Source organism: Escherichia sp. MOD1-EC6300 (assembly GCF_002965045.1).
GTDB lineage: Bacteria > Pseudomonadota > Gammaproteobacteria > Enterobacterales > Enterobacteriaceae > Escherichia > Escherichia coli_F.
In genome coordinates, this window is the sequence record NZ_PTRH01000012.1 from 104,609 (window position 1) to 131,369 (window position 26,761).

At 51.8% G+C, this 26,761-nt stretch carries 27 protein-coding genes; 19 read left to right on the forward strand and 8 right to left on the reverse strand.

The window, feature by feature from the left end:
• Positions 1-44 precede the first annotated feature (44 nt).
• The 13 genes from damX to BGE37_RS18005 all read left to right on the forward strand — a co-directional run bounded on the left by damX (position 45) and on the right by BGE37_RS18005 (position 12,423).
• A complete protein-coding gene (gene damX / locus BGE37_RS17940; protein ID WP_032303912.1) occupies positions 45-1,331 on the forward strand; it encodes a cell division protein DamX in 1,287 nt (428 codons plus the stop codon).
• A 106-nt stretch (positions 1,332-1,437) separates the two neighbouring features.
• Positions 1,438-2,274, forward strand: coding sequence for an adenine-specific DNA-methyltransferase (dam, locus tag BGE37_RS17945; RefSeq protein WP_000742143.1), 837 nt, complete (start codon positions 1,438-1,440; stop codon positions 2,272-2,274).
• Between the two features lie 17 nt (positions 2,275-2,291).
• Entirely contained in the window at positions 2,292-2,969 is a 678-nt protein-coding gene (gene rpe / locus BGE37_RS17950) for a ribulose-phosphate 3-epimerase (RefSeq protein WP_000816280.1), read from the forward strand.
• Positions 2,962-3,720: a phosphoglycolate phosphatase gene (gene gph, locus BGE37_RS17955; RefSeq protein WP_001031720.1), complete on the forward strand. Its 759-nt coding sequence runs from the start codon at positions 2,962-2,964 to the stop codon at positions 3,718-3,720. Before rpe ends, gph begins: the two co-directional genes overlap by 8 nt.
• On the forward strand, positions 3,713-4,717 hold the full coding sequence (trpS, locus tag BGE37_RS17960) for a tryptophan--tRNA ligase (RefSeq protein ID WP_000165543.1): 1,005 nt from the start codon (positions 3,713-3,715) through the stop codon (positions 4,715-4,717). The genes gph and trpS overlap by 8 nt, the downstream gene beginning before the upstream one ends.
• Positions 4,718-5,013: 296 nt before the next feature.
• Positions 5,014-5,919 (forward strand): GntR family transcriptional regulator YhfZ, encoded by a 906-nt coding sequence (gene yhfZ / locus BGE37_RS17970; RefSeq protein ID WP_001254792.1) that lies wholly within the window; start codon positions 5,014-5,016, stop codon positions 5,917-5,919.
• A 16-nt stretch (positions 5,920-5,935) separates the two neighbouring features.
• A complete protein-coding gene (locus tag BGE37_RS17975; protein WP_002432776.1) occupies positions 5,936-6,298 on the forward strand; it encodes a hypothetical protein in 363 nt (120 codons plus the stop codon).
• Positions 6,299-6,381: 83 nt separating this feature from the next.
• Positions 6,382-7,545 (forward strand): YhfX family PLP-dependent enzyme, encoded by a 1,164-nt coding sequence (locus BGE37_RS17980; protein WP_105288288.1) that lies wholly within the window; start codon positions 6,382-6,384, stop codon positions 7,543-7,545.
• Positions 7,545-8,771 (forward strand): phosphopentomutase, encoded by a 1,227-nt coding sequence (locus tag BGE37_RS17985; RefSeq protein ID WP_105271503.1) that lies wholly within the window; start codon positions 7,545-7,547, stop codon positions 8,769-8,771. The genes BGE37_RS17980 and BGE37_RS17985 overlap by 1 nt, the downstream gene beginning before the upstream one ends.
• Complete coding sequence (locus BGE37_RS17990) at positions 8,768-9,646, forward strand: phosphotriesterase-related protein (RefSeq protein ID WP_105288289.1); 879 nt, start codon at positions 8,768-8,770, stop codon at positions 9,644-9,646. Before BGE37_RS17985 ends, BGE37_RS17990 begins: the two co-directional genes overlap by 4 nt.
• Before the next feature lie 10 nt (positions 9,647-9,656).
• Positions 9,657-10,010, forward strand: coding sequence for a DUF2620 domain-containing protein (locus BGE37_RS17995; RefSeq protein WP_001298213.1), 354 nt, complete (start codon positions 9,657-9,659; stop codon positions 10,008-10,010).
• Between the two features lie 11 nt (positions 10,011-10,021).
• Positions 10,022-11,326, forward strand: coding sequence for a YhfT family protein (locus BGE37_RS18000; RefSeq protein ID WP_032303906.1), 1,305 nt, complete (start codon positions 10,022-10,024; stop codon positions 11,324-11,326).
• An 11-nt stretch (positions 11,327-11,337) separates the two neighbouring features.
• Positions 11,338-12,423, forward strand: a complete 1,086-nt coding sequence (locus BGE37_RS18005) for an aminotransferase class I/II-fold pyridoxal phosphate-dependent enzyme (RefSeq protein WP_105288290.1) — start codon at positions 11,338-11,340, stop codon at positions 12,421-12,423.
• Positions 12,424-12,527: 104 nt separating this feature from the next.
• Here the strand turns inward: BGE37_RS18005 and BGE37_RS18010 are convergent, their stop codons facing one another.
• The 6 genes from BGE37_RS18010 to tsgA form a co-directional block, all read right to left on the reverse strand.
• Positions 12,528-12,695 (reverse strand): YhfL family protein, encoded by a 168-nt coding sequence (locus BGE37_RS18010; RefSeq protein ID WP_001031834.1) that lies wholly within the window; start codon positions 12,693-12,695, stop codon positions 12,528-12,530.
• 246 nt (positions 12,696-12,941) lie between these two features.
• The gene (gene cysG, locus BGE37_RS18015; RefSeq protein WP_105288291.1) at positions 12,942-14,315 is read right to left on the reverse strand and encodes a siroheme synthase CysG; all 1,374 of its coding nucleotides are present in this window, start codon (positions 14,313-14,315) and stop codon (positions 12,942-12,944) included.
• 18 nt (positions 14,316-14,333) lie between these two features.
• Positions 14,334-15,140, reverse strand: a complete 807-nt coding sequence (nirC, locus tag BGE37_RS18020) for a nitrite transporter NirC (protein ID WP_105288292.1) — start codon at positions 15,138-15,140, stop codon at positions 14,334-14,336.
• A gap of 126 nt (positions 15,141-15,266) precedes the next feature.
• A complete protein-coding gene (gene nirD, locus BGE37_RS18025; protein ID WP_000084764.1) occupies positions 15,267-15,593 on the reverse strand; it encodes a nitrite reductase small subunit NirD in 327 nt (108 codons plus the stop codon).
• Entirely contained in the window at positions 15,590-18,133 is a 2,544-nt protein-coding gene (nirB, locus tag BGE37_RS18030) for an NADPH-nitrite reductase large subunit (protein WP_105288293.1), read from the reverse strand. Before nirB ends, nirD begins: the two co-directional genes overlap by 4 nt.
• Before the next feature lie 261 nt (positions 18,134-18,394).
• Positions 18,395-19,576, reverse strand: coding sequence for an MFS transporter TsgA (gene tsgA / locus BGE37_RS18035; protein WP_000185225.1), 1,182 nt, complete (start codon positions 19,574-19,576; stop codon positions 18,395-18,397).
• 269 nt (positions 19,577-19,845) lie between these two features.
• On the opposite strand from tsgA, the gene ppiA reads away from it, so the two are divergent.
• The 5 genes from ppiA to argD all read left to right on the forward strand — a co-directional run bounded on the left by ppiA (position 19,846) and on the right by argD (position 23,183).
• On the forward strand, positions 19,846-20,418 hold the full coding sequence (ppiA, locus tag BGE37_RS18045; RefSeq protein WP_000477225.1) for a peptidylprolyl isomerase A: 573 nt from the start codon (positions 19,846-19,848) through the stop codon (positions 20,416-20,418).
• Positions 20,419-20,522: 104 nt separating this feature from the next.
• Positions 20,523-20,690, forward strand: a complete 168-nt coding sequence (locus BGE37_RS18050) for a YhfG family protein (protein WP_000736864.1) — start codon at positions 20,523-20,525, stop codon at positions 20,688-20,690.
• On the forward strand, positions 20,680-21,282 hold the full coding sequence (locus BGE37_RS18055) for a putative adenosine monophosphate-protein transferase Fic (RefSeq protein ID WP_001280649.1): 603 nt from the start codon (positions 20,680-20,682) through the stop codon (positions 21,280-21,282). The genes BGE37_RS18050 and BGE37_RS18055 overlap by 11 nt, the downstream gene beginning before the upstream one ends.
• A 31-nt stretch (positions 21,283-21,313) precedes the next feature.
• Positions 21,314-21,877, forward strand: a complete 564-nt coding sequence (gene pabA, locus BGE37_RS18060; protein WP_000601871.1) for an aminodeoxychorismate synthase component 2 — start codon at positions 21,314-21,316, stop codon at positions 21,875-21,877.
• Between the two features lie 85 nt (positions 21,878-21,962).
• Complete coding sequence (gene argD, locus BGE37_RS18065) at positions 21,963-23,183, forward strand: bifunctional acetylornithine/succinyldiaminopimelate transaminase (RefSeq protein ID WP_105288294.1); 1,221 nt, start codon at positions 21,963-21,965, stop codon at positions 23,181-23,183.
• Between the two features lie 75 nt (positions 23,184-23,258).
• Here the strand turns inward: argD and BGE37_RS18070 are convergent, their stop codons facing one another.
• Together BGE37_RS18070 and crp are read right to left on the reverse strand one after the other, a co-directional pair.
• Positions 23,259-25,349, reverse strand: a complete 2,091-nt coding sequence (locus BGE37_RS18070; RefSeq protein WP_024256541.1) for a YccS/YhfK family putative transporter — start codon at positions 25,347-25,349, stop codon at positions 23,259-23,261.
• A gap of 50 nt (positions 25,350-25,399) precedes the next feature.
• Positions 25,400-26,032 carry a cAMP-activated global transcriptional regulator CRP gene (gene crp / locus BGE37_RS18075; RefSeq protein WP_000242755.1) on the reverse strand — a complete coding sequence of 211 codons (633 nt, stop codon included), beginning with the start codon at positions 26,030-26,032 and terminating at the stop codon, positions 25,400-25,402.
• 301 nt (positions 26,033-26,333) lie between these two features.
• Between crp and BGE37_RS18085 the strand changes: the two genes are divergently transcribed.
• Positions 26,334-26,738 carry an OsmC family protein gene (locus BGE37_RS18085; RefSeq protein ID WP_001148911.1) on the forward strand — a complete coding sequence of 135 codons (405 nt, stop codon included), beginning with the start codon at positions 26,334-26,336 and terminating at the stop codon, positions 26,736-26,738.
• Positions 26,739-26,761: the final 23 nt, after the last annotated feature.

Sequence of the window (26,761 nt, forward strand, 5' to 3'; positions counted from 1 at the left end):
TTAATTGCAACGTGGTAAGCATTAACCTTTTAGTGGGGTGTTAAATGGATGAATTCAAACCAGAAGACGAGCTGAAACCCGATCCCAGCGATCGTCGTACTGGTCGTTCTCGTCAATCTTCTGAACGTTCTGAGCGTACTGAACGTGGCGAACCGCAGATCAATTTTGATGATATTGAACTTGATGACACTGACGATCGCCGTCCGACTCGTGCGCAAAAAGAGCGCAATGAGGAACCGGAAATCGAAGAAGAAATTGACGAATCCGAAGATGAAACCGTGGATGAAGAGCGCGTAGAGCGTCGTCCGCGTAAGCGCAAAAAAGCAGCCAGTAAACCCGCTTCTCGTCAGTATATGATGATGGGCGTCGGCATTCTGGTTCTCCTGCTGTTGATCATCGGTATCGGTTCTGCGCTAAAAGCCCCCTCGACCTCTTCCAGCGATCAAACCGCGTCTGGCGAGAAGAGTATTGATCTTGCTGGCAATGCGACCGATCAGGCGAATGGCGTGCAGCCAGCGCCGGGAACCACGTCTGCGGAAAATACTCAGCAGGATGTTTCTCTGCCGCCGATCTCTTCTACGCCGACTCAAGGGCAAACCCCGGCGGCAACGGATGGTCAACAACGTGTTGAAGTGCAGGGTGACCTGAACAATGCGCTGACCCAGCCACAAAATCAGCAACAGTTGAATAATGTGGCGGTCAATTCCACGTTGCCGACTGAACCCGCGACGGTCGCGCCTGTTCGCAATGGCAATGCATCGCGTGACACGGCGAAAACGCAAACCGCTGAACGTCCGGCCACTACGCGTCCAGCTCGCCAGCAGGCGGTGATTGAACCGAAAAAACCGCAAGCAACCGTGAAAACGGAACCGAAGCCGGTAGCACAGACGCCGAAGCGTACTGAACCAGCTGCTCCTGTGGCGAGCACGAAGGCACCGGCTGCGACCTCTACGTCAGCACCAAAAGAGACCGCAACTACGGCTCCAGTACAGACGGCATCCCCGGCGCAAACCACGGCAACACCAGCCGCTGGAGGGAAGACCGCAGGTAATGTTGGTTCGTTGAAATCGGCACCGTCCAGCCATTACACTTTGCAGCTGAGCAGTTCCTCTAACTACGACAACCTGAACGGTTGGGCGAAGAAAGAGAATCTGAAAAACTACGTTGTCTATGAAACGACGCGTAATGGTCAGCCGTGGTATGTCCTGGTTTCTGGCGTGTACGCTTCGAAAGAAGAGGCGAAAAAAGCGGTATCTACATTGCCAGCAGATGTCCAGGCCAAAAACCCGTGGGCGAAACCGCTGCGTCAGGTACAGGCCGATCTGAAGTAATCAAGGTTATCTCCCGCAATGGTTTATCATCGCGGGAGTTGCCTGAAGCGCTGGATGCTGTCGGAGCTTTCTCCACAGCCGGAGAAGGTGTAATTAGTTAGTCAGCATGAAGAAAAATCGCGCTTTTTTGAAGTGGGCAGGGGGCAAGTATCCCCTGCTTGATGATATTAAACGGCATTTGCCCAAGGGCGAATGTCTGGTTGAGCCTTTTGTAGGTGCCGGGTCGGTGTTTCTCAACACCGACTTTTCTCGTTATATCCTTGCCGATATCAATAGCGACCTGATCAGTCTCTATAACATTGTGAAGATGCGTACTGATGAGTACGTACAGGCCGCACGCGAGCTGTTTGTTCCCGAAACAAATTGCGCCGAGGTTTACTATCAGTTCCGCGAAGAGTTCAACAAAAGCCAGGATCCGTTCCGTCGGGCGGTACTGTTTTTATATTTGAACCGCTACGGTTACAACGGCCTGTGTCGTTACAATCTGCGCGGTGAGTTTAACGTGCCGTTTGGCCGCTACAAAAAACCCTATTTCCCGGAAGCAGAGTTGTATCACTTCGCTGAAAAAGCGCAGAATGCCTTTTTCTATTGTGAGTCTTACGCCGATAGCATGGCGCGCGCAGATGATGCATCCGTCGTCTATTGCGATCCGCCTTATGCGCCGCTGTCTGCGACCGCCAACTTTACGGCGTATCACACAAACAGTTTTACGCTTGAACAACAAGCGCATCTGGCGGAGATCGCCGAAGGTCTGGTTGAGCGCCATATTCCAGTGCTGATCTCCAATCACGATACGATGTTAACGCGTGAGTGGTATCAGCGCGCAAAATTGCATGTCGTCAAAGTTCGACGCAGTATAAGCAGCAACGGCGGCACACGTAAAAAGGTGGACGAACTGCTGGCTTTGTACAAACCAGGAGTCGTTTCACCCGCGAAAAAATAATTCTCAAGGAGAAGCGGATGAAACAGTATTTGATTGCCCCCTCAATTCTGTCGGCTGATTTTGCCCGCCTGGGTGAAGATACCGCAAAAGCCCTGGCAGCTGGCGCTGATGTCGTGCATTTTGACGTCATGGATAACCACTATGTTCCCAATCTGACGATTGGGCCAATGGTGCTGAAATCTCTGCGTAATTATGGCATTACTGCCCCTATTGATGTGCATCTGATGGTGAAACCGGTCGATCGCATTGTGCCAGATTTCGCTGCCGCTGGTGCCAGCATCATAACCTTTCATCCAGAAGCCTCCGAGCATGTTGACCGCACGCTGCAACTGATTAAAGAAAATGGCTGTAAAGCGGGGCTGGTATTTAACCCGGCGACACCGCTGAGCTATCTGGATTACGTGATGGATAAGCTGGATGTGATCCTGCTGATGTCCGTCAACCCTGGTTTCGGCGGTCAGTCTTTCATTCCTCAAACACTGGATAAACTGCGCGAAGTACGTCGTCGTATCGACGAGTCTGGCTTCGACATTCGACTGGAAGTGGACGGCGGCGTGAAGGTGAACAACATTGGCGAAATCGCTGCGGCAGGTGCCGATATGTTCGTCGCTGGTTCGGCCATTTTCGATCAGCCAGACTACAAAAAGGTCATTGATGAAATGCGCAGTGAACTGGCAAAGGTAAGTCATGAATAAGTTTGAAGATATTCGCGGCGTCGCTTTTGATCTCGATGGTACGCTGGTGGACAGTGCTCCTGGTCTGGCTGCTGCGGTAGATATGGCGCTGTATGCGCTGGAGTTGCCCGTCGCAGGTGAAGAGCGTGTTATTACCTGGATTGGTAATGGCGCAGATGTTCTGATGGAGCGAGCATTGACCTGGGCGCGTCAGGAACGTGCGACTCTGCGTAAAACAATGGGTAAACCGCCCGTTGATGACGACATTCCGGCAGAAGAACAGGTACGTATTCTGCGTAAACTGTTCGATCGCTACTATGGCGAGGTTGCCGAAGAGGGGACGTTTTTGTTCCCGCACGTTGCCGATACGCTTGGCGCATTGCAGGCAAAAGGCCTGCCGCTAGGTCTGGTCACCAACAAACCGACGCCGTTCGTCGCGCCACTGCTCGAAGCCTTAGATATCGCAAAATACTTTAGCGTGGTCATTGGCGGCGATGATGTGCAAAACAAAAAACCGCATCCGGACCCACTGTTACTGGTGGCTGAGCGGATGGGCATTGCCCCACAACAGATGCTGTTTGTTGGCGACTCACGCAATGATATTCAGGCAGCAAAAGCAGCTGGTTGCCCTTCTGTTGGTTTAACCTATGGATATAACTACGGCGAGGCTATCGATCTTAGCCAGCCTGATGTAATTTATCAGTCTATAAATGACCTTCTGCCCGCATTAGGGCTTCCGCATAGCGAAAATCAGGAATCGAAAAATGACTAAGCCCATCGTTTTTAGTGGCGCACAGCCCTCAGGTGAATTGACCATTGGTAACTACATGGGTGCGCTGCGTCAGTGGGTAAACATGCAGGATGACTACCATTGCATTTACTGTATCGTTGACCAACATGCGATCACCGTGCGCCAGGATGCACAGAAGCTGCGTAAAGCAACACTGGATACGCTGGCGTTGTATCTGGCTTGTGGTATCGATCCTGAGAAAAGCACCATTTTTGTTCAGTCCCACGTGCCGGAACATGCGCAGTTAGGCTGGGCACTGAACTGCTATACCTACTTCGGCGAACTGAGCCGTATGACCCAGTTTAAAGACAAATCTGCGCGTTATGCCGAGAATATCAATGCTGGTCTGTTTGATTATCCGGTGCTGATGGCGGCGGATATTCTACTGTATCAAACCAATCTGGTGCCGGTGGGTGAAGACCAGAAACAGCACCTGGAACTGAGCCGCGATATCGCTCAGCGTTTTAACGCGCTGTACGGCGACATTTTTAAAGTGCCGGAACCGTTTATTCCGAAATCCGGCGCGCGCGTAATGTCGCTGCTGGAGCCGACCAAGAAGATGTCCAAGTCTGACGATAATCGCAATAACGTTATCGGCCTGCTGGAAGATCCGAAATCGGTCGTGAAGAAAATCAAACGCGCGGTCACTGACTCCGACGAGCCGCCGGTAGTTCGCTACGATGTGCAGAATAAAGCGGGCGTTTCCAACCTGCTGGATATTCTTTCTGCGGTAACTGGCCAGAGTATCCCGGAACTGGAAAAACAGTTCGAAGGCAAGATGTATGGTCATCTGAAAGGCGAAGTGGCTGATGCCGTTTCTGGTATGCTGACTGAATTGCAGGAACGTTATCACCGTTTCCGCAACGATGAAGCCTTCCTGCAACAGGTGATGAAAGACGGCGCGGAAAAAGCCAGTGCACACGCTTCTCGTACGCTGAAAGCGGTGTACGAAGCGATTGGTTTTGTGGCGAAGCCGTAATTCACTATTGCTGGCAAATTGCGCTTTGTTCATGCCAGATGCGGCGTGAACGCCTTATCTGGCCTACAAAGTAATGCACATTCAACATATTGCAAGGAAATGTAGGCCTGATAAGCGTAGCGCATCAGGTAATTTTGCTTTTATCATCACTCTGAAACCGGGGAAACTCGGTTTTTTATCCTCTTTTCGCAACAACCCGAAAAAATGTGAAGCGCCTCGCCATTTCCATATCTCATAGTTGCCACTTATCTTCAATTTAATGAAGATATAAATATTCACTTTATTGAAAATTTACTATGCGTCGAACGTTTATCAAAAAAGAAGGCGTCGTCATCACGACTCTGGCTCGTTATCTGTTAGGTGAAAAGTGCGGTAATCGACTGAAAACCATAGATGAACTGGCAACTGAATGCCATTCATCGGTTGGTCTGACACAGGCCGCGTTGAAAACGCTGGAATCAAGCGGAGCGATACGGATAGAACGCCGTGGGCGTAATGGCAGTTATCTGGTGGAAATGGATAACAAAGCGCTGCTGAGTCATGTGGATATCAACAATGTGGTATGTGCGATGCCCTTGCCCTATACCCGTTTGTACGAAGGCCTGGCGAGCGGATTGAAAGCCCAATTTGATGGCATTCCTTTTTACTATGCGCATATGCGCGGCGCGGATATTCGCGTGGAGTGTTTACTTAACGGCGTGTATGACATGGCGGTGGTTTCCCGACTGGCGGCGGAAAGTTATCTCACGCAAAAAGGCTTATGCCTCGCGCTGGAGTTGGGGCCGCATACCTACGTTGGTGAGCATCAGTTGATTTGCCGTAAAGGAGAGGCTGCAAAGGTGAAACGCGTGGGGTTGGATAACCGTTCGGCGGATCAGAAAATTATGACCGATGTCTTTTTTGGCAGTAGCGATGTAGAACGTGTCGATCTCTCTTATCACGAGAGTTTACAACGCATTGTTAAAGGCGATGTCGATGCGGTGATCTGGAACGTGGTAGCGGAGAGCGAACTGGCCATGCTGGGATTAGAAGCGATGCCGCTGACGAACGATCCGCGATTTTTACAGGCCACTGAAGCCGTGATACTCACGCGTGCCGATGATTACCCAATGCAACAACTGCTACGTACGGTTGTAGATAAACACGTCCTGCTTGCTCATCAACAGCGAGTAGTCAGTGGGGAACAGGAACCCAGTTATTAAACGAAAGGCATCTGAAATGGAAACCAGACTCAACCTGCTTTGTGAGGCAGGCGTTATTGATAAGGACATCTGCAAAGGCATGATGCAGGTCGTCAACGTACTGGAAACAGAGTGCCATCTACCGGTGCGCAGCGAGCAAGGAATGATGGCGATGACACATATGGCGAGCGCACTGATGCGCAGTCGCCGTGGTGAAGAAATAGAGCCGCTGGATAACGAATTGCTGGCAGAGCTGGCGCAATCCAGCCACTGGTCAGCCATTTTACAATTGCATCAGGTGTTGTTGAAGGAATTCGCACTGGAAGTTAACCCGTGTGAAGAAGGCTATTTGCTGGCCAACCTTTATGGATTATGGATGGCTGCTAACGAAGAGGTTTGAGGCTCCCGACAAATCCACGTCGCACAACCTAAATATTCAAAAAAATGAATGTTTAATTCAAGGAACAGAAACGAGGCAACAAGATGTTTGTAGAAGCATTGAAACGCCAGAACCCGGCACTGATTTCCGCCGCACTAAGATTGTGGCAACAGGGCAAGATCGCCCCGGACAGTTGGGTAATCGACGTCGATCAGGTACTGGAAAACGGTAAGCGGCTGATTGAGACTGCACGGCTTTACGGTATTGAACTGTATCTGATGACCAAACAGTTCGGTCGTAATCCGTGGCTGGCAGAAAAACTGCTGGCGCTGGGTTACAGCGGCATTGTGGCGGTGGATTACAAAGAGGCACGAATCATGCGCCGCGCAGGTTTACCGGTGGCGCATCAGGGGCATCTGGTGCAAATCCCTTGTCATCAGGTGTATGACGCTGTTGAACAGGGCACCGACGTCATCACCGTGTTTACACTCGACAAAGCGCGGGAAGTTTCTGCGGCAGCGGTGACGGCCGGGCGGGTCCAGCCTGTGCTGCTCAAAGTTTATAGCGACGATGATTTTCTTTATCCGGGGCAGGAGAGCGGTTTTGCACAGCATTCGCTGCATGAGGTGGTTGCTGAAATCCAGAAACTACCGGGGTTACATTTAGCCGGATTAACCCATTTCCCTTGCCTGCTATGGGATGAGGCTGCCGGGAAAGTTTTGCCAACACCGAACCTCCAGACGCTGGTCAATGCTCGTAACCAACTTCTGAAGTCTGGAGTTGTACTTGAGCAATTAAACGCGCCTTCAGCGACCAGCTGCACTTCGCTGCCATTACTGGCGGAATACGGTGTGACTCATGCCGAACCCGGCCATGCGCTGACGGGGACGATTCCGGCAAACCAGCAGGGCGACCAGCCTGAACGTATCGCCATGCTTTGGTTAAGTGAAATTTCCCATCACTTCCGTGGCGACAGTTATTGCTATGGCGGTGGCTATTACCGTCGTGGGCATGCGCATAACGCACTGGTATTTACGCCAGAAAATCAAAGCATTACTGAAACATATCTCAAAGCCGTAGATGACAGCAGTATCGACTACACCCTGCCGCTGGCAGGCGAGCATTCGGTAAGCAGTGCTGTGGTGCTCTGCTTTCGCACGCAGATTTTTGTCAGCCGTAGCGATGTGGTGCTGGTGTCCGGTATTCACCGTGGCGAACCGGAAATCGTTGGTCGTTATGACAGTCTTGGAAGCTCTCTGGAGGCGTAATGGCGCGATTTGTGGTGTTAGTGATTGATAGCTTTGGCGTAGGGGCAATGAAAGATGTCACGTTGGTGCGTCCGCAGGATGCCGGGGCGAATACCTGTGGTCACATCCTGAGCCAGTTGCCGCATTTACAGCTACCAACGCTGGAGAAAATGGGGCTAATCAACGCATTAGGTTATGCGCCTGGCGATATGCAGCCGTCAGACTCCGCAACCTGGGGCGTTGCAGAGTTGCAACATGAAGGTGGCGACACCTTTATGGGGCATCAGGAAATTTTAGGCACGCGCCCGTTACCGCCGCTGCGGATGCCCTTTCGCGATGTGATTGACCGTGTTGAGCAGGCATTAGTCACCGCTGGCTGGCGGGTTGAGCGCCGTGGCGAAGAGTTGCAATTTCTGTGGGTTAATCAGTCGGTTGCCATTGGCGATAACCTCGAGGCGGATTTAGGCCAGGTCTATAACATCACCGCCAATCTCTCTGCGATCTCTTTTGACGACGCAATCAAAATTGGTCGTATCGTGCGTGAGCAGGTACAGGCCGGTCGGGTCATTACATTTGGCGGCCTGTTAACTGACAGTCAGCGCATTCTCGATGCCGCAGAAAGCAAAGAAGGGCGCTTTATTGGCATCAATGCGCCGCGTTCTGGCGCTTATGACAACGGTTTCCAGGTCGTACATATGGGCTATGGCGTCGATGAAAAAGTGCAGGTGCCGCACCAACTGCATCAAGTGGGCGTGCCCACGGTGCTGGTGGGTAAGGTGGCAGATATCGTCAGCAATCCTTATGGCGTGAGCTGGCAAAACCTGGTGGATAGCCAGCGGATTATGGATATCACCCTCGACGAATTTAACACGCATCCGACGGCGTTTATTTGCACCAATATCCAGGAAACCGACCTCGCTGGTCACGCAGAAGACGTCGCACGTTATGCCGAACGTTTGCAGGTCGTTGACCGTAACCTTGTCCGGCTTGTTGAGGCGATGCAGCCAGATGATTGCCTGGTCGTGATGGCGGATCACGGTAACGATCCGACCATTGGTCACAGCCACCATACCCGTGAAGTAGTGCCAGTGCTGGTTTATCAGCAAGGGCTGGTCCACACGCAACTCGGTGTGCGCACCACGCTTTCTGATGTGGGGGCTACCGTGTGTGAATTTTTCCGTGCGCCACCGCCACAAAATGGTCGCTCTTTTCTTTCCTCCCTCCGGTTTGCAGGAGACACCCTATGAGTTTTGATCCGACGGGCTTCACCCTCGCCCATGAGCATCTGCATATTGATCTCTCCGGCTTTAAAAACAACGTGGACTGCCGCTTTGATCAGTATGCGTTCATTTGCCAGGAGATGAACGACCTGATGGCACTGGGTGTGCGTAATGTGATTGAGATGACCAACCGTTACATGGGGCGCAATGCACAATTTATGCTCGATGTAATGCACGAGACGGGGATCAACGTGGTGGCCTGCACCGGTTATTACCAGGACGCGTTTTTCCCGCAACATGTGGCGACCCGCAGCGTGCAGGAACTGGCGCAGGAGATGGTCGATGAAATTGAACAGGGTATCGATGGCACGGAGCTGAAAGCCGGGATCATCGCGGAGATCGGCTCCAGCGAAGGAAAGATTACGCCGCTGGAAGAGAAGGTGTTTATTGCCGCCGCGTTGGCGCATAACCAGACCGGATGCCCCATCTCCACGCATACGTCGTTCAGCACGATGGGGCTGGAGCAACTGGCTCTGTTGCAAGCCCACGGAGTTGATCTTTCGCGCGTCACCGTCGGGCACTGCGATCTGAAAGACAACCTCGACAACATTTTGAAGATGATCGATCTCGGCGCGTATGTACAGTTCGACACCATCGGCAAGAACAGTTACTACCCGGACGAAAAGCGCATTGCGATGCTTCATGCGCTACGCGACCGTGGGTTGCTTAACCGCGTCATGCTGTCGATGGATATTACGCGGCGCTCTCATTTAAAAGCCAACGGTGGTTATGGCTATGACTTTTTATTAACCACCTTTATTCCGCAATTGCGCCAGTCAGGATTCAGTCAGGCCGATGTGGATGTGATGTTACGTGAAAATCCCTCTCAATTTTTCCAATAAGGACAGACTCATGAAAAAGATTGGCGTTGCAGGCTTACAGCGTGAGCAGATTAAAAAAACCATTGAAGCGACGGCTCCTGGCTGTTTTGAAGTTTTCATTCATAACGACATGGAAGCGGCGATGAAGGTGAAATCCGGGCAACTGGATTACTACATCGGCGCGTGTAATACCGGTGCGGGCGCGGCATTGTCGATTGCCATCGCGGTGATTGGGTATAACAAAAGTTGCACTATTGCTAAGCCGGGTATTAAAGCGAAAGACGAGCATATCGCCAAAATGGTTGCCGAAGGGAAAGTGGCGTTTGGGCTTTCCGTTGAGCACGTCGAACATGCGATTCCGATGCTGATTAACCATCTGAAATAAAAGGCACGACTATGGATCTGTATATTCAGATTATCGTGGTGGCGTGCCTGACGGGTATGACATCGCTTCTGGCGCATCGCTCGGCGGCTGTTTTTCATGACGGTATCCGCCCGATCCTGCCGCAACTGATTGAAGGCTATATGAACCGTCGCGAGGCGGGGAGTATCGCTTTTGGTCTGAGCATTGGTTTTGTGGCCTCGGTGGGGATCTCTTTTACCCTGAAAACCGGGTTGCTCAACGCATGGTTACTCTTTCTTCCTACCGATATCCTCGGTGTCCTGGCGATAAACAGCCTGATGGCGTTTGGCCTTGGTGCACTCTGGGGCGTACTGATCCTCACCTGCCTGCTGCCGGTAAACCAGCTGCTGACCGCGCTACCGGTGGATGTATTAGGTAGTCTGGGGGAATTAAGCTCGCCAGTGGTTTCAGCTTTTGCACTGTTCCCGTTGGTGGCGATTTTCTACCAGTTTGGCTGGAAGCAAAGTCTGATCGCCGCCGTGGTAGTGTTGATGACCCGTGTGGTGGTAGTGCGCTATTTCCCGCATCTCAATCCGGAATCCATCGAAATCTTTATTGGCATGGTGATGCTGCTGGGGATCGCGATAACTCACGACCTGCGTCATCGTGATGAAAATGACATCGATGCCAGCGGTATGTCGGTGTTTGAAGAACGTACGTCGAGGATTATCAAAAATTTACCCTATATCGCCATCGTAGGGGCGCTGATTGCCGCCGTTGCCAGCATGAAGATTTTTGCTGGTAGTGAAGTGTCGATCTTCACCCTGGAGAAAGCATATTCCGCAGGTGTAACGCCGGAACAATCACAAACGCTGATCAACCAGGCGGCGCTGGCGGAATTTATGCGCGGGCTGGGTTTTGTGCCGTTGATTGCCACCACCGCGTTAGCAACAGGTGTGTATGCAGTTGCGGGCTTTACCTTTGTTTATGCGGTGGGCTATCTCTCGCCGAATCCGATGATTGCAGCGGTATTAGGCGCAGTGGTTATTTCGGCGGAAGTCCTGTTACTTCGTTCGATCGGCAAATGGCTGGGACGCTATCCATCGGTACGTAACGCGTCGGATAACATCCGTAACGCCATGAATATGCTGATGGAAGTGGCGTTGCTGGTCGGTTCGATTTTCGCAGCAATTAAAATGGCGGGCTATACCGGATTCTCCATCGCGGTTGCCATTTACTTCCTCAACGAATCCCTGGGCCGTCCGGTACAGAAAATGGCGGCACCGGTCGTGGCAGTAATGATCACCGGTATTCTGCTGAATGTTCTTTACTGGCTTGGCCTGTTCGTTCCGGCTTAAGGAAGGCACCTATGAAGACGTTTCCTCTGCAAAGCCTGACGCTTATTGAGGCGCAGCAAAAGCAGTTTGCGCTGGTGGATAGCATTTGCCGTCACTTTCCCGGCGCGGAGTTTCTTACCCGCGGGGATTTAGGCTTAACGCCAGGGCTGAATCAACCGCGCATTACCCAGCGTGTGGAACAGGTGCTGGCTGACGCGTTTCATGCGCCAGCGGCGGCGCTGGTACAGGGCGCGGGTACTGGAGCGATTCGTGCGGCGTTGGCGGCTTTGCTCAAACCGGGGCAGCGTCTTCTGGTGCATGACGCGCCGGTTTACCCGACGACTCAGGTCATTATTGAGCAGATGGGGCTGACGCTTATTACTGCTGATTTCAACGACCTGTCGGCGCTTAAACAGGCCATTGAAGAGCAACAACCTGATGCCGCGCTGGTGCAGCATACGCGCCAACAGCCGCAGGACAGCTATGTGCTGGCAGATGTGCTGGCAACATTGCGTTCGGCTGGCGTTCCTGCGTTAACCGATGACAATTATGCGGTGATGAAGGTGGCGCGCATTGGCTGCGAATGCGGCGCGAATGTTTCGACATTCTCCTGTTTCAAGCTGTTTGGACCAGAGGGTGTTGGCGCAGTGGTAGGTGATGCCGATGTTATTAACCGGATCCGCGCCACGCTCTATTCCGGCGGCAGTCAGATCCAGGGCGCACAGGCGCTGGAAGTATTGCGTGGTCTGGTGTTTGCGCCAGTGATGCACGCGGTGCAGGCGGGGGTATCTGAACGGTTGCTGGCTTTACTTAACGGTGGCGCAGTGGCGGAAGTGAAAAGCGCCGTTATTGCCAATGCGCAGTCGAAGGTGTTGATTGTGGAGTTTCATCAACCGATTGCCGCCAGAGTGCTTGAAGAGGCGCAAAAGCGCGGTGCCTTGCCTTACCCGGTGGGTGCAGAGTCGAAATATGAAATCCCGCCGCTCTTCTATCGACTTTCAGGAACGTTTCGTCAGGCGAATCCACAACTCGAACATTGCGCGATTCGCATTAACCCGAATCGCAGCGGTGAAGAGACGGTGCTGCGGATTTTGCGTGAGAGTATTGCCAGCGTTTAATTCTGGGACCGATGTTTTCGCAGAGTATGGAGAAAAATACGCCCTCGGAAAATTCAGAGGGCGTTAGCTCATTAAATCGGTGTTAGCCGATTTCTGTCAGAGACTTACTGTGCAGTAGGACCGCAACCGCCAATGATTTTAGAAATAGAAATTGCCGGGTGCAGCAGGTAGTCGTAAGAGCAGTTCTTATCACGGTTTTCAATATGACCAGTACATGCAGTTAACGTAGCCAGTACCGCACCAACCAGTGCAACTTTAATAAATTTGTTCATTTACATTCCCTATGTATTATATATTAATTAATATTCATTGATTATATGAATATAAGCAGACTGCTCATTAAGAACGATACAGGAATATTTAATTGGCGTCAGTGAGTGAATGACTTAATTTTGTAAGTCGCTGTAACGGTGAAAATAACCCATTAGCAAATGATATTTACTAAGAGGCTATGATTTATTTACTGAATATATAAAAAGAGTGATAAAGAGGGCCAGAATTCTCTGGCCCGGGTAAAATTAATGGTTAGAGAACCAGTTCAATTTATCGCGCAGGCCAACGACCCGACCAATAATAATTAATGAGGGGCTGTTCATTTGCTGCGCCAGCTCGCCCAGTTGCGTGAGCGTACCGTCAATCACGCGTTGCGTTACCGCCGTTCCGTTTTCGACAATTGCCACCGGCATTTCGCCAGGCATACCGTGTTCAATCAGCTTTTGCTGAATAGTCGCGGCCTGATTCAACCCCATATAGAACACCAGCGTCTGTTTTTCTGCCGCCAGGTTTTCCCAGTCCAGTTCGCCACCGGTTTTTAAGTGTCCGGTAATTAAGCGTACGCTCTGGGCATAATCGCGATGCGTGAGCGGAATGCCCGAATAGGCAGAGCAACCAGACGCTGCGGTAATACCTGGAACCACCGAGAATGGAATGCCTGCATTGCACAGTGTTTCCAGCTCTTCGCCACCACGGCCAAAAATAAACGGATCGCCGCCTTTCAGCCGCACCACGCGTTTGCCTTTTTGCGCTTCCCGCAGCAGGATCTGGTTAATCTCTTCCTGCGGTACGCAGTGGTATCCCGCGCGTTTACCGACGAAGACACGATCCGCATCGCGCCGTACCAGATTCATAATATCGTCTGAAACCAGACGGTCGTAGACCACCACATCTGCCTGCTGAATTTGTTGCAGACCTTTCAGCGTCAGCAGACCGGCATCGCCCGGACCTGCGCCAACCAGCACCACTTCACCGCGATGATCGAGCGGTTCATTGATTAACTGTTCGGTCGTTTCGGTAATGGCTTTCTGATCGTTGTTCGCCAGCGACTGCGCCAGGCGATCATTAACGAACAGTTTTTCCCAGAAACGGCGACGTTCACCCATCGTGGCGAACTGTCGTTTGACCCGACCGCGTAACTGCCCCGCATATTTTGCTACCTGGCCGAGATGCAGCGGCAGCAGTGATTCAAGTTTTTCGCGCAACAGTCGCGCCAGAACCGGAGAGGTGCCGCCAGAGGAGACCGCTACCATGAGCGGGGAGCGGTCAATAATCGACGGCATAATAAAGCTGGCGGCTTTCGGCGCATCGACCACGTTACAGAAGATACGACGAGATTCGGCGGCTTCGCTGACGCGCTGGTTAAGCGCGTCATCATTCGTCGCCGCAATTGCCAGCCAGCAGGTGTCGAGAAGGCTTTCATCAAATGGCCCTTCGACGAGGGTTAACATGCCTGCATCTGCCCATGCGGTGAACTGTGGAATAAACGCTAATGCATTCACCGTTAAGCGAGCACCTGCGTCTAACAGCAACCTTGCTTTGCGTTCCGCGACATCACCACCGCCGACAATCAAACAGTCGCGGTCGCGTAATTGGCAAAATATAGGCAAATGATCCACGTAAAAACCCCTTAATAATTAACCGGCAGCCGTTTCAGTTTGATTAAATTTGTCCGCAACCGGACGATTAGCTTTCGGCGTAGCATACCAATAACCCAATCCCATGAATACGGCACCCGATAAAGTATTACCCAGCGTCACCCACAGCAGGTTATGACCAATACCCGCCAGCGTGTAGGCTTCGCTGTGGTTGCCGAACCATGAGAGCGCGAACAGCGTCATGTTAGCGATGGAGTGCTCGTAACCGGACGCAATAAACGCCAGCAGACACCACCAGATTGCGATAAATTTCGCCGCGCCTTCAGTACGCAGTGCCATCCAGATTGCCAGACAAACCAGCCAGTTACACAATGCGCCTTTGAAGAACAGTACCATTGCCGGTGCGGTGGTTTTAGCCAGCGCGACGGAGTGAACAATACTGGTATCTATTGGTAAAAGGCTACCACCGCCCCAGCTATAAAGCATGGCAACAAAGACGGAACCGACCAGGTTACCCAGCCAGGTTTGCGGCAGGATTGCCCACATTTGCCCGTGGCTAATGGTGCCCGCTTTCACCCCAAAGGTGAGGAACATGGTGTGTCCGGTGAACAGTTCAGAACCGGCGATAATGACCAGCGTTAAAGCGATACCAAAGGTCGCGCCCATCACCAGAGGACGTACGGACGGATCGAGCAAATTACCGAGCGTGAAAATCAGGATGATCCCCAGCCCCACATACGCGCCCGCCATCGCGGAGCTTACCCAGAAGCCGAGCGGGTTATTTGCCGACAGGCGTGCAATGCGCGCAGCGTTAGCCGCACACTTATTAATAGTGTCTGTAAACATTTGATTATCCTTTAAAAAATAAAAACAAAAAATAAAACAAAAAGTTTAAAAAATGTCCTGCAATATACTTAAGGTCATTACAGGACAATGCAAAAAGGGGAGGCATTGCGCCTCCCGTTAAAACAATTAACCGCGTAGCTGTACCACGCCGTCTTTCACTCGTGCCTCGTAATGCTTGACGGAAAACTGTTCATCTTCCATGCATAAACCGTCGCTTAAGCGAAAACGCTGTTTTTTCAGCGGACTGGCGACCCACAGCTCGCCCTGGTGTTCCGCAATCAGCCCGCGTGACAGCACGCTGGATTCGAAGAACGGATCGATGTTGCTGATCGCAAACACCTGGTCGCTGTGATACGGGCGGAAAATCGCTACCTGCTCGTCACCTAACAGCGCGCAGACGCCGGTTTCAGGCAGGATGTCATCAATTTTGCAGATGTCTTTCCACTGGCTCATGCGTTGTCCTCCACCAGAGTTACCGGGATACGTTCATACGGCGTTGCCGGACGGTGCTGTTCGCGCTCTGGCACCATCTGCACGTTCGGGTCACGCTTGTCGCTGTTGATGAAGTGTTTGAAGCGAATCTGCGCGGACGGTGTATTGACCGTTTCAGTCCACTCACACACTACCGCTTCACGCAGGCGCGCCATCTCTTCTTCCAGATGTGCGTTCAGCCCCAGTTTGTCGTCAATGATCACCGCTTTCAGGTAATCAATGCCGCCTTCGAGGTTTTCTAACCACGGTGCGGTACGCGTCAGTTTGTCGGCAGTACGGATGTAGAACATCATGAAGCGGTCAAGATATTTGATCAGTGTTTCGCGATCGATATCCGCTGCCAGCAGATCCGCATGACGCGGTTTCATGCCGCCGTTACCGCACACATACAGGTTCCAGCCTTTTTCAGTGGCGATAATACCCACATCTTTACCTTGCGCTTCTGAACATTCACGGGTACAGCCGGAGACACCGAACTTCATTTTGTGCGGCGTACGGATGCCTTTGTAGCGGTTTTCCAGTTCCACGCCGAGGCCGACGCTGTCGCCAACGCCGTAGCGGCACCAGGTGCTACCCACGCAGGTTTTCGCCATACGCAGTGCTTTCGCATAGGCATGACCGGTTTCGAAACCTGCTTCAATCAGCTGACGCCAGATCTCCGGCAGATCGTCTTTCTGTGCGCCAAACATCGCCAGACGCTGGGAGCCGGTGATTTTGGTGTAGAGATTAAATTCACGCGCGATACGACCCACTGCCATCAGCCCTTCTGGGGTGATTTCACCACCTGGAGAACGCGGGATCACCGAGTAGGTGCCGTCTTTCTGGATGTTCGCGAGGAAGTTGTCGTTAGAATCCTGTAGCGGAGTATGTTCCGGCTTCAGAATGTATTCGTTCCAGCAGGAGGCCAGCAGTGAACCGACGGTCGGTTTACAAACCTCACAACCGTAGCCTTTACCGTGTTTCGCCAGCAGTTCTTCGAAGGTTTTAATGCCTTCAACGCGGATCAAATGGAACAGTTCCTGACGTGAATAAGCAAAGTGTTCGCACAGGTTATTGTTAACTTCGATACCCTGTTTTGCCAGTTCCGCGTTCAGTACCTGAGTGACCAGCGGGATACAGCCACCGCAGCCAGTACCCGCTTTGGTTTCGGCTTTCAGCGCCGCAACGGTGTGGCAGCCTTTGTTGATGGCAGCAATCAGATCGCCTTTGGTGACGTCGAAGCAGGAGCAGATTTGCGCGCTGTCCGGCAGTTTATCAACACCAATAGACGGCTTGCCGCTACCTGAGTGCGCCGGCAGAATCAGAGAATCCGGGTTTTCCGGCAGCTCGATTGCGTTCAGCACCAGTTGCAGCAGGTTACCGTAGTCGCTGGTATCACCCACCAGTACTGCACCGAGCAGGGTTTTGTTGTCTTCGCTGACAATCAGGCGTTTGTAGATCTCTTTACTTTCGTCGAGGTAAACGTAGCTACGTGCGCCAGGCGTGCGACCGTGAGCATCACCAATACCGCCTACGTCTACGCCCAGCAATTTCAGCTTGGCGCTAAGGTCAGCACCTTCAAAGGCGTTTTCGCTACCGAGAATATGGTCAACGGCGACCTGCGCCATTTTGTAGCCAGGTGCTACCAGACCAAATACACGGTTGTTCCAGCTTGCGCATTCACCGATGGCGTAGATATCTGGATCGGAAGTCTGGCAGGAATCATTAATGACGATACCCCCACGCGGAGCAACTTCCAGACCACACTGGGTTGCCAGCTTATCGCGCGGACGGATACCGGTAGAGAAGACGATAAAGTCGACTTCCAGTTCGCTGCCGTCGGCAAAACGCATGGTTTTACGCGCTTCAACACCTTCCTGCACAATCTCAAGGGTGTTTTTGCTGGTGTGAACGCGCACGCCCATACTTTCGATTTTGCGACGCAGCTGCTCGCCGCCCATCTGATCAAGCTGTTCCGCCATCAGCATAGGGGCAAATTCGATAACGTGGGTTTCAATGCCTAAGTTTTTCAGCGCGCCAGCGGCTTCCAGACCTAACAGGCCGCCACCAACAACGGCACCGCGTTTGCTGCGACGGGCGCAGGATTCAATGGCGTTGAGGTCTTCAATGGTGCGATAGACAAAGCAGTCCTGAGTATCAGAACCTTTAATTGGCGGGATCCACGGGTAGGAACCGGTCGCCATGATCAGCTTGTCATAAAAAACGGTGCGCCCGGCGCTGGAGTGAATCACCTTCTCCTGACGGTTGATGGTGATAGCGCGTTCGCCGACCAGAACTTTAATACCGTGTTTTTCGTAAAAGCCTTCGCGCACCAGCGACAGCTCTTCGGCGGTGTGGTGAGAGAAGTAAGACGAGAGGTGTACGCGGTCATAAGCGATGCGCGGTTCTTCACAGAAAACGGTAATATCAAAGTTGGCCGCATCAGATTTATCAAGAAGATCTTCGATAAAGCGATGGCCGACCATACCGTTACCGATAATTGCGAGTCTGACTTTGCTCATTTTTGCCTCGATTTCTTTTCTATTACCGCCTACCTTAACGATTCAGCAACCCCGCTTATTGATGTAAATCAAATTCACCTTTATATACTCCTTAAGAGGTATATTGCTGATTTGTATAAATTTTCTTAAGTCACGGAATTGTCTGACATTTCATTCGTGTGCAAAAAATAGACAAAATGAAAGGGTTTATAGAAATAGACGTACGTAGCGGGGTAAGTGAGGAAAAGGCCGGACGACGATAGCGCCGCCCGGCATGAGCAATTAATGAGAGGTCAGGGTGTTATGCTGACGGTGACGGCTGACGAAACCTAACAGGAAGCACATTACAAAGACGACAGCGTACAGACCGTTTGCCGTCAGCAGCGCCGCCTTTGGACCGCTATGTTCAACAATCGGGCCGGTAACGACAAAGGTCAGCATGGTACCGATGGTCCCGCAAGTCAGGACAAAGTTAACCAGTTTTGGTGACGGTACTTTGGTTTGCTGTGAACCCAGGGTGATGATGGTGGTATAGATCGCGCTGGAGAAGAAGCCCAGGGCGAGAATTGACCACGCCATATGTGCCGGTGTTCCGGTGTTAAAGACGTACATCAGAATCGCAGCCAGACCGGCCAGTACGGTCAGAATACGTTGCAAATCAAAGAAGCGAAGAATAAAGCTGAACGCCCACATGCCGACCATATAGGACATCCAGAAGTTACTCACCAGCGTACCTGCGTCGTTCAGGCTCATGCCCAGGCCTTTGGCATACTCTGGTACCCAGGAGATAAAACCTAACTGACCGAGGATGTAGCACAGCGCTGCAATTGAGAGAAACAGTACGCCGATGCCCCATTTTTCTTTCGCTACTGGAGCATCCGTTTTTGGCGCATGTTTGCCCAGTGCCGGAAACTCACAGCCGAAGGTCAGAATAAAAATAGCGACGTAAACCAGCCCGATGCAGGCATAAACCCAGTACCACTCAATGCTGCGCGCCAGTAGAAACGCGGCGATCATTGGGAAAATCATCCCAGCCATACTGAAGAAGGAGTCGGTAAATAACAGGCGGGAACCGCGCTGACGCCCTTCATACATTTGTGTTATCAGGAATGTACCAATCGACATAGTAATGCCGCTGACCACCCCGAGAATGAACATCGCCGCCGAGAACAGCGCCAGGCTGTGGCTAAACATCAAACCAGCAACCGCTAGCACCATCAGGAGAAAGCCAAAACGTAACTGCGTTTTTAACGGGACGATTTCCATCAGCCAGGCATTGAGGAAGATAGAGATTAAAATGCCAGCATTGAGGAAGGTGAAGGTGTTACTCATACTGGAAACAGGCAGATTGAAATAATCGGCGATATTTCCCATCACCATCCCGGTGACAATAACCAACGCACCCGTCAGTGCGTAGGAGAGAAAGCTAATCCATGTGAGCTTGATGCGATTGCTGTTAGTCATGATTGGCCTGCGTTCAAAAATAAAATGGCATAGCGGGATATGCCGCGAGCGGGCGATTTTAGGTGATTTTGTGATCTGTTTAAATGTTTTATTGCAATCGGTTGCTAAATTGCATTTTAAGGGTGATTTTGATCACGGAATAAAAAGTGATCGTCAGGTTACATATATTTCAGATACGTAAAATTAGGTAAAGGGATGGCCTTGTTCTTGAAGGCTATTTAGAATCTCTTCACTTGCTTTTTTTCTGCTCTGTTTGTTAAGGAAATCTCATGTTCAAATCGACCCTGGCGGCGATGGCTGCTGTTTTCGCTCTTTCTGCTCTTTCTCCCGCAGCAATGGCAGCGAAAGGGGACCCGCACGTATTGTTGACAACCTCAGCTGGTAACATCGAACTGGAGCTGGATAAACAAAAAGCGCCAGTATCTGTGCAAAACTTTGTCGATTATGTGAACAGCGGTTTTTATAACAACACAACCTTTCACCGCGTCATTCCTGGCTTTATGATTCAGGGCGGCGGTTTCACCGAGCAGATGCAGCAGAAAAAACCAAACCCGCCAATCAAAAATGAAGCCGATAACGGCCTGCGCAACACGCGTGGCACCATCGCGATGGCGCGTACCGCTGACAAAGACAGCGCCACCAGCCAGTTCTTTATCAACGTTGCCGATAACGCCTTCCTCGACCACGGTCAGCGTGATTTCGGTTACGCGGTATTTGGTAAAGTGGTGAAAGGCATGGACGTTGCCGATAAGATTTCCCAGGTGCCGACTCATGACGTTGGTCCGTACCAGAATGTGCCGTCAAAACCGGTAGTTATCCTTTCCGCTAAAGTCCTGCCGTAATGATTTCTCGCGCGGGCAATCTTGCCCGCGCTTCTGCTCTCCCGGCGTAACCCGGATTTGCCGCTTATACTTGTGGCAAATGGACACGTTCAGGGAGGCATCAAGTGAAGAAACTCACCGATAAGCAAAAGTCCCGTCTCTGGGAGCTTCAGCGTAATCGTAATTTCCAGGCCAGTCGCCGTCTTGAAGGCGTCGAGATGCCATTAGTCACTCTTACTGCCGCAGAGGCTTTAGTGCGCCTTGAAGAGCTGAGGAGGCACTATGAGCGATAAATTCGGCGAAGGGCGCGATCCGTATCTTTATCCTGGCCTTGATATCATGCGTAACCGGCTGAACATCCGCCAGCAACAGCGGCTGGAACAGGCCGCTTACGAAATGACGGCGCTGCGTGCTGCGACCATTGAGCTTGGTCCGCTGGTGCGCGGTTTACCGCATTTGCGCACTATCCATCGCCAGCTGTATCAGGATATTTTCGACTGGGCGGGGCAACTGCGTGAAGTTGATATTTATCAGGGCGATACGCCTTTCTGCCACTTTGCTTATATCGAAAAAGAGGGCAATGCCCTGATGCAGGATCTGGAGGAAGAAGGGTATCTGGTTGGCCTGGAGAAAACGAAGTTCGTCGAGCGGCTGGCACACTACTATTGTGAAATCAACGTCCTGCATCCCTTCCGGGCGGGAAGTGGTCTGGCACAGCGGATCTTCTTCGAGCAACTGGCGATTCATGCTGGTTATCAACTGAGCTGGCAGGGTATCGAAAAAGAGGCCTGGAATCAGGCAAATCAGAGTGGGGCAATGGGTGATCTCACTGCGCTGCAGACGATATTTAGCAAAGTGGTAAGCGAAGCCGGGGAATCTGAGTAAAATAGCGCGGTTCTTTCGTACCGGAGCCGCCATGATCCTGCTTATTGATAACTACGATTCTTTCACCTGGAACCTCTACCAGTATTTTTGTGAACTGGGGGCCGACGTGTTGGTTAAGCGCAACGATGCGTTAACGCTGGCGGATATCGACACACTCAAACCGCAGAAAATTGTTATCTCACCTGGACCCTGTACGCCGGACGACGCAGGGATCTCCCTGGACGTTATTCGCCACTACGCCGGGAGTTTGCCGATTCTTGGCGTCTGCCTCGGTCATCAGGCAATGGCGCAGGCTTTTGGTGGCAAAGTTGTGCGCGCAGCAAAGGTCATGCACGGCAAAACCTCGCCGATCACACATAACGGTGAGGGCGTTTTTAAGGGGCTGGCAAATCCACTCACCGTGACACGCTACCATTCGCTGGTGGTGGAGCCTGACTCATTACCGGAGTGCTTTGAAGTGACGGCCTGGAGCGAAACCCGCGAGATTATGGGGATTCGTCATCGCCAGTGGGATCTGGAAGGTGTGCAGTTCCATCCAGAAAGTATTCTCAGCGAACAAGGGCATCAACTGCTGGCTAATTTCCTGGAACGCTGATTTCTGATTGCCATTCAGTGATTTTTTATGCATATTTTGTGATTATAATTTCACATTGAGTTATGCGTAACAGGGTGATCATGAGATGGCAATTGAACAAACAGCAATTACACGCGCGACTTTCGATGAAGTGATCCTGCCGATTTATGCTCCGGCAGAGTTTATTCCGGTAAAAGGTCTGGGCAGCAGAATCTGGGATCAGCAAGGCAAGGAGTATGTCGATTTCGCGGGTGGCATTGCAGTTACGGCGTTGGGCCATTGCCATCCTGCGCTGGTGAACGCGTTAAAAACCCAGGGCGAAACTCTGTGGCATATCAGTAACGTTTTTACCAATGAACCGGCGCTGCGTCTTGGTCGTAAACTGATTGAGGCAACGTTTGCCGAACGCGTGGTGTTTATGAACTCCGGCACGGAAGCTAACGAAACAGCCTTTAAACTGGCACGCCATTACGCCTGTGTGCGTCATAGCCCGTTCAAAACCAAAATTATCGCCTTCCATAACGCTTTTCATGGTCGTTCGCTGTTTACCGTCTCGGTGGGCGGGCAGCCAAAATATTCCGACGGCTTTGGGCCAAAACCGGCAGACATCATCCACGTTCCCTTTAATGATCTCCACGCAGTGAAAGCGGTGATGGATGATCATACCTGTGCGGTGGTGGTTGAACCGATTCAGGGCGAGGGCGGCGTGACGGCTGCGATGCCAGAGTTTTTGCAGGGCTTGCGCGAACTCTGTGATGAGCATCAGGCATTATTGGTGTTTGATGAAGTGCAGTGCGGGATGGGGCGGACCGGCGATCTGTTTGCTTACATGCATTACGGCGTGACGCCGGATATTCTGACCTCCGCCAAAGCGTTAGGCGGCGGCTTCCCGATTAGCGCCATGCTGACTACGGCGGAGATTGCTTCTGCGTTTCATCCTGGTTCTCACGGTTCCACCTACGGCGGCAATCCACTGGCCTGTGCAGTAGCTGGCGCGGCGTTTGATATCATCAATACCCCTGAAGTGCTGGAAGGCATTCACGCGAAACGCCAGCGTTTTGTGGACCATTTGCAGAAGATCGATCAGCAGTACGATGTGTTTAGCGATATTCGCGGTATGGGGCTGTTGATTGGCGCAGAGCTGAAACCACAGTACAAAGGTCGGGTGCGTGATTTCCTGTATGCGGGTGCCGAGGAAGGCGTAATGGTGCTGAATGCCGGGCCTGATGTGATGCGTTTTGCGCCATCGCTGGTGGTGGACGATGCGGATATCGATGAAGGGATGCAACGTTTCGCCCACGCAGTGGCGAAGGTGGTTGGGGCGTAAATAAGACACGTCAGCGTCGCATCAGGCAAAAGATGTCGGATGCGGCGTGAACGCTGTATCCGAAGGTAGCCTGTATTACGCCTTCGAATCCCGCAACTTGCGACTCAGCCAAATCCCATGATGTGGTCGCTGACGCCATGCCATCGACGAAATGGTGTGCATGGTGTTCAGATGACCAATAACCCGCTGTAAATGCTGCTCCAGCGTACCTGCCGCGCCTTCGTGCGGCTGCATCTCCGGCGCATCCATGATATTGGCATCGCCAGAACTCCCCGGTTCGTCATATTCCAGTCGCTGCTGACAACGCTGAATGGCGATTTCACAAGACTGCAAATATTCTTGCGCCAGTTCAGGTGGTAATGCCCGGTGTTCCCGTGCCAGCGTGGTCATGGCATTGATATGCTCAACAATAAACTGACTGTGCGTTACCCACAGTTTCATATCTGCCAGATAATGGCTGTTGAATGCCGGTTCCTGCATCGCCTGATTCAATGAGTTATACAGAGTGTTATGCGCCTGATTCACCCGCATTCGCTGCCAGGCCAGTGGCGTTGGTTGCGGATCTTCACTCAGAATCAAACGAATCGCTTCCTGATAGGCTTCTAAAGCGTCATGGGCGTTTTTACGCAATAACCCGCTCTGCCACTGCGGCCACAGCCAGACTGTTCCGCCGAAAGCAATCAAACAACCAATAATGGTGTCGATAAGACGCGGAAGGATGTACTGCTCACCGTTCAGCCACAACAGTTGCAGGGTATATACTGCGGTAATGGTAAAACCGACCGTCGCCCAGCCGTAGTTTTTGCGCAATATCAGGTAGCTGGCGAGGGTGGTAATCAGCATCAAGGTCAGGGTGTAACCTTCGGGAATTTTAAAGTGCAGCGCCACGCCCGCAATGATTAACCCGACCACGGTTCCCACGGAGCGATTCACAATCCTCAGACGGGTTGCGCCATAGCCATTTTGCGTTACCAGCAATACTGTCATCAGGATCCAGTACGACTTCGGCAGATGCAGCGCGGTGCCCATCAGGCTGGCAACGCTTAACATCACACTGAGTCGTCCAGCATTGCGTAGCGCTGGAGATTTCAGTGACAGATAACTTTTTAGCGCCGGCAGTAACGGCATTCGCCGCTGTTTATCGGCCAGTAAATCACGGGCATAGAGCGGTTTTTGGGTGCGTAGTACACGAGCGATGCGGCTGAAGTGCCAATAGCAGAATTGCCCAACAGGATTATCCGGATGCTGGCGGGCGATTTTTTCCAGTGCGCCAATTTGTTTTTCCATCGTAAAGCGCGTCGGCAGGCGATGGTAAAGAATGTCATCAGCCAGCACGCGCAGGCGAGTGGCGACAGTTTGCGCATTCCAGCGGATAACTTCTTCTGCATGGCTACGCTCGACCAGCTTTTGCACCTCTTCCGGCTGATGCAAACTGACCGAAATATGTTCCTGCAAATCCAGCGCCTCCTGGAAAATACGCAGCATCCGCTTGTAATCGGTATTATTTTGCGCGGAAAGCATATGCATTTGCTGATAGCACTGGGTAATTAAATCGACCGCTTTTTGCTGGCGCACCAGCAGCGGCGGCAGCGCTTTTTCAGGGTCGGTGTGCTGGGTAAGCAGGCTGTATTTAGCTTCGCAATAATCTGCCAGTTCACGGTACAGCAGACTTAGTGACTCGCGCAGCGGTTGTTCGCGCCAGATCCAGAACCAAAACCAGTTAAACAATCCGTACCAGAGAGTGCCCAACGCATAGATGAGCAACGGTTCCCAGACTGGCATGTATCCCGCCAGACTGAGGGTAAAAATGGCGGCGAGCAGCGATGCGGGAAGCAATTTTGCGTGCAATGGCCCCAGCTCAGCAGTGACGCCAAGTACCAGCGTTAGTCCAGTCAGCAAAAAGGGCAAGGGAACATCTTTTGCCAGTAACAGCTGTGTCAGCAAGCTACAGGTGGCAAACAGCGACGCACCAATGATTAAGCGTTTGAAAAAACGTTTATGAGGCGTATCAAGGCCCGCAATATTGCAACAAGCAGGAACGAGGGAGAAGAGCAGACCGAATCGTAATTCGCCAAGCATTAACCCAACGGCCACGGGCAAACATAGCACTAGCGTTTGTCGTAGTGCATAGTTGATATCGGGGTGATAAATCAGTCTGCGCCACATCGGGGGAAACAAAATGGCGCGCTACTCAGTAACGCGCCACTCCGACGGGATTAACGAGTGCCGTAAACGACGATGGTTTTACCGTGTGCGGAGATCAGGTTCTGATCTTCCAGCATCTTCAGAATGCGTCCCACGGTTTCACGAGAACAGCCGACAATCTGACCGATTTCCTGACGGGTAATTTTGATTTGCATACCGTCCGGGTGAGTCATGGCATCCGGTTGTTTTGCCAGGTTCAGCAGAGTCTGTGCAATGCGGCCCGTCACGTCGAGGAACGCCAGGTTGCCCACTTTCTCTGAAGTGACTTGCAGACGACGCGCCATCTGTGCAGACAGACGCATCAGAATGTCCGGGTTTACCTGAATCAATTGGCGAAATTTTTTGTACGAAATTTCAGCCACTTCACAGGCGGTTTTCGCACGTACCCATGCGCTACGTTCCTGGCCCTCTTCAAACAGGCCCAGTTCGCCAATAAAATCACCCTGATTCAGATAGGAGAGGATCATTTCTTTACCCTCTTCGTCTTTGATCAGCACTGCCACAGAGCCTTTAACGATGTAGTACAGCGTTTCCGCTTTTTCACCCTGGTGAATAAGCGTGCTCTTGGATGGGTACTTATGAATGTGGCAATGAGACAAGAACCATTCGAGAGTCGGGTCTGTTTGCGGTTTGCCAAGCACCATGCGCGGTTATCCTCTGTTATAAGCTTTCTCCAGAGCCAGATAACGCCGCTGTCTCTGGATTGCCGAAATATGCTTCCCGCTACCTGGGAAGGGGCTATCAACTGTACTGCACGGTAATGTGACGTCCTTTGCATACATGCAGTACATCAATGTATTACTGTAGCATCCTGACTGTTTTAGCATAGCTTTCGCTTTGTGTCTCCTGGTGTCTCGCTTCAGCATGACCCAGGTCGCCTTCCGTTGCGCGATTTGGTTAGTACGCGTACTCTGTCAGGAAAATTGACGCAGTGGAGTAGCAAAAATGCAAGCGCGAGTGAAGTGGGTCGAAGGGTTAACTTTTCTGGGCGAATCCGCCTCTGGTCACCAGATTTTAATGGACGGCAACTCAGGCGATAAAGCGCCAAGTCCGATGGAAATGGTGTTGATGGCGGCGGGGGGCTGTAGCGCCATCGATGTGGTTTCTATCCTGCAAAAGGGGCGTCAGGATGTGGTCGATTGTGAAGTAAAATTGACCTCTGAACGCCGCGAAGAGGCACCACGCCTGTTTACGCACATTAATCTGCATTTTATCGTCACCGGTCGCGACCTGAAAGACGCAGCGGTTTCGCGTGCGGTAGATCTCTCTGCCGAGAAATATTGTTCAGTGGCGTTGATGCTGGAAAAAGCGGTGAATATTACTCACTCGTATGAAGTGGTTGCCGCGTGATTTGATGTCAGGAGTACGATGCC

Bases quoted from the DNA above. Each gene is read 5' to 3' on its own strand.
- BGE37_RS18085 (WP_001148911.1), top strand. From the start codon at position 26,334: ATGCAAGCGCGAGTGAAGTGGGTCGAAGGGTTAACTTTTCTGGGCGAA.
- trpS (WP_000165543.1), top strand. From the start codon at position 3,713: ATGACTAAGCCCATCGTTTTTAGTGGCGCACAGCCCTCAGGTGAATTG.
- BGE37_RS17985 (WP_105271503.1), top strand. From the start codon at position 7,545: ATGGCGCGATTTGTGGTGTTAGTGATTGATAGCTTTGGCGTAGGGGCA.
- BGE37_RS18010 (WP_001031834.1), bottom strand. From the start codon at position 12,695: ATGAACAAATTTATTAAAGTTGCACTGGTTGGTGCGGTACTGGCTACG.
- gph (WP_001031720.1), top strand. From the start codon at position 2,962: ATGAATAAGTTTGAAGATATTCGCGGCGTCGCTTTTGATCTCGATGGT.
- BGE37_RS18055 (WP_001280649.1), top strand. From the start codon at position 20,680: ATGAGCGATAAATTCGGCGAAGGGCGCGATCCGTATCTTTATCCTGGC.
- pabA (WP_000601871.1), top strand. From the start codon at position 21,314: ATGATCCTGCTTATTGATAACTACGATTCTTTCACCTGGAACCTCTAC.
- damX (WP_032303912.1), top strand. From the start codon at position 45: ATGGATGAATTCAAACCAGAAGACGAGCTGAAACCCGATCCCAGCGAT.
- nirD (WP_000084764.1), bottom strand. From the start codon at position 15,593: ATGAGCCAGTGGAAAGACATCTGCAAAATTGATGACATCCTGCCTGAA.
- crp (WP_000242755.1), bottom strand. From the start codon at position 26,032: ATGGTGCTTGGCAAACCGCAAACAGACCCGACTCTCGAATGGTTCTTG.
- yhfZ (WP_001254792.1), top strand. From the start codon at position 5,014: ATGCGTCGAACGTTTATCAAAAAAGAAGGCGTCGTCATCACGACTCTG.
- tsgA (WP_000185225.1), bottom strand. From the start codon at position 19,576: ATGACTAACAGCAATCGCATCAAGCTCACATGGATTAGCTTTCTCTCC.
- ppiA (WP_000477225.1), top strand. From the start codon at position 19,846: ATGTTCAAATCGACCCTGGCGGCGATGGCTGCTGTTTTCGCTCTTTCT.
- argD (WP_105288294.1), top strand. From the start codon at position 21,963: ATGGCAATTGAACAAACAGCAATTACACGCGCGACTTTCGATGAAGTG.
- BGE37_RS17990 (WP_105288289.1), top strand. From the start codon at position 8,768: ATGAGTTTTGATCCGACGGGCTTCACCCTCGCCCATGAGCATCTGCAT.
- rpe (WP_000816280.1), top strand. From the start codon at position 2,292: ATGAAACAGTATTTGATTGCCCCCTCAATTCTGTCGGCTGATTTTGCC.
- BGE37_RS18070 (WP_024256541.1), bottom strand. From the start codon at position 25,349: ATGTGGCGCAGACTGATTTATCACCCCGATATCAACTATGCACTACGA.
- BGE37_RS18000 (WP_032303906.1), top strand. From the start codon at position 10,022: ATGGATCTGTATATTCAGATTATCGTGGTGGCGTGCCTGACGGGTATG.
- nirB (WP_105288293.1), bottom strand. From the start codon at position 18,133: ATGAGCAAAGTCAGACTCGCAATTATCGGTAACGGTATGGTCGGCCAT.
- dam (WP_000742143.1), top strand. From the start codon at position 1,438: ATGAAGAAAAATCGCGCTTTTTTGAAGTGGGCAGGGGGCAAGTATCCC.
- nirC (WP_105288292.1), bottom strand. From the start codon at position 15,140: ATGTTTACAGACACTATTAATAAGTGTGCGGCTAACGCTGCGCGCATT.
- BGE37_RS18005 (WP_105288290.1), top strand. From the start codon at position 11,338: ATGAAGACGTTTCCTCTGCAAAGCCTGACGCTTATTGAGGCGCAGCAA.
- BGE37_RS17995 (WP_001298213.1), top strand. From the start codon at position 9,657: ATGAAAAAGATTGGCGTTGCAGGCTTACAGCGTGAGCAGATTAAAAAA.
- BGE37_RS17975 (WP_002432776.1), top strand. From the start codon at position 5,936: ATGGAAACCAGACTCAACCTGCTTTGTGAGGCAGGCGTTATTGATAAG.
- BGE37_RS17980 (WP_105288288.1), top strand. From the start codon at position 6,382: ATGTTTGTAGAAGCATTGAAACGCCAGAACCCGGCACTGATTTCCGCC.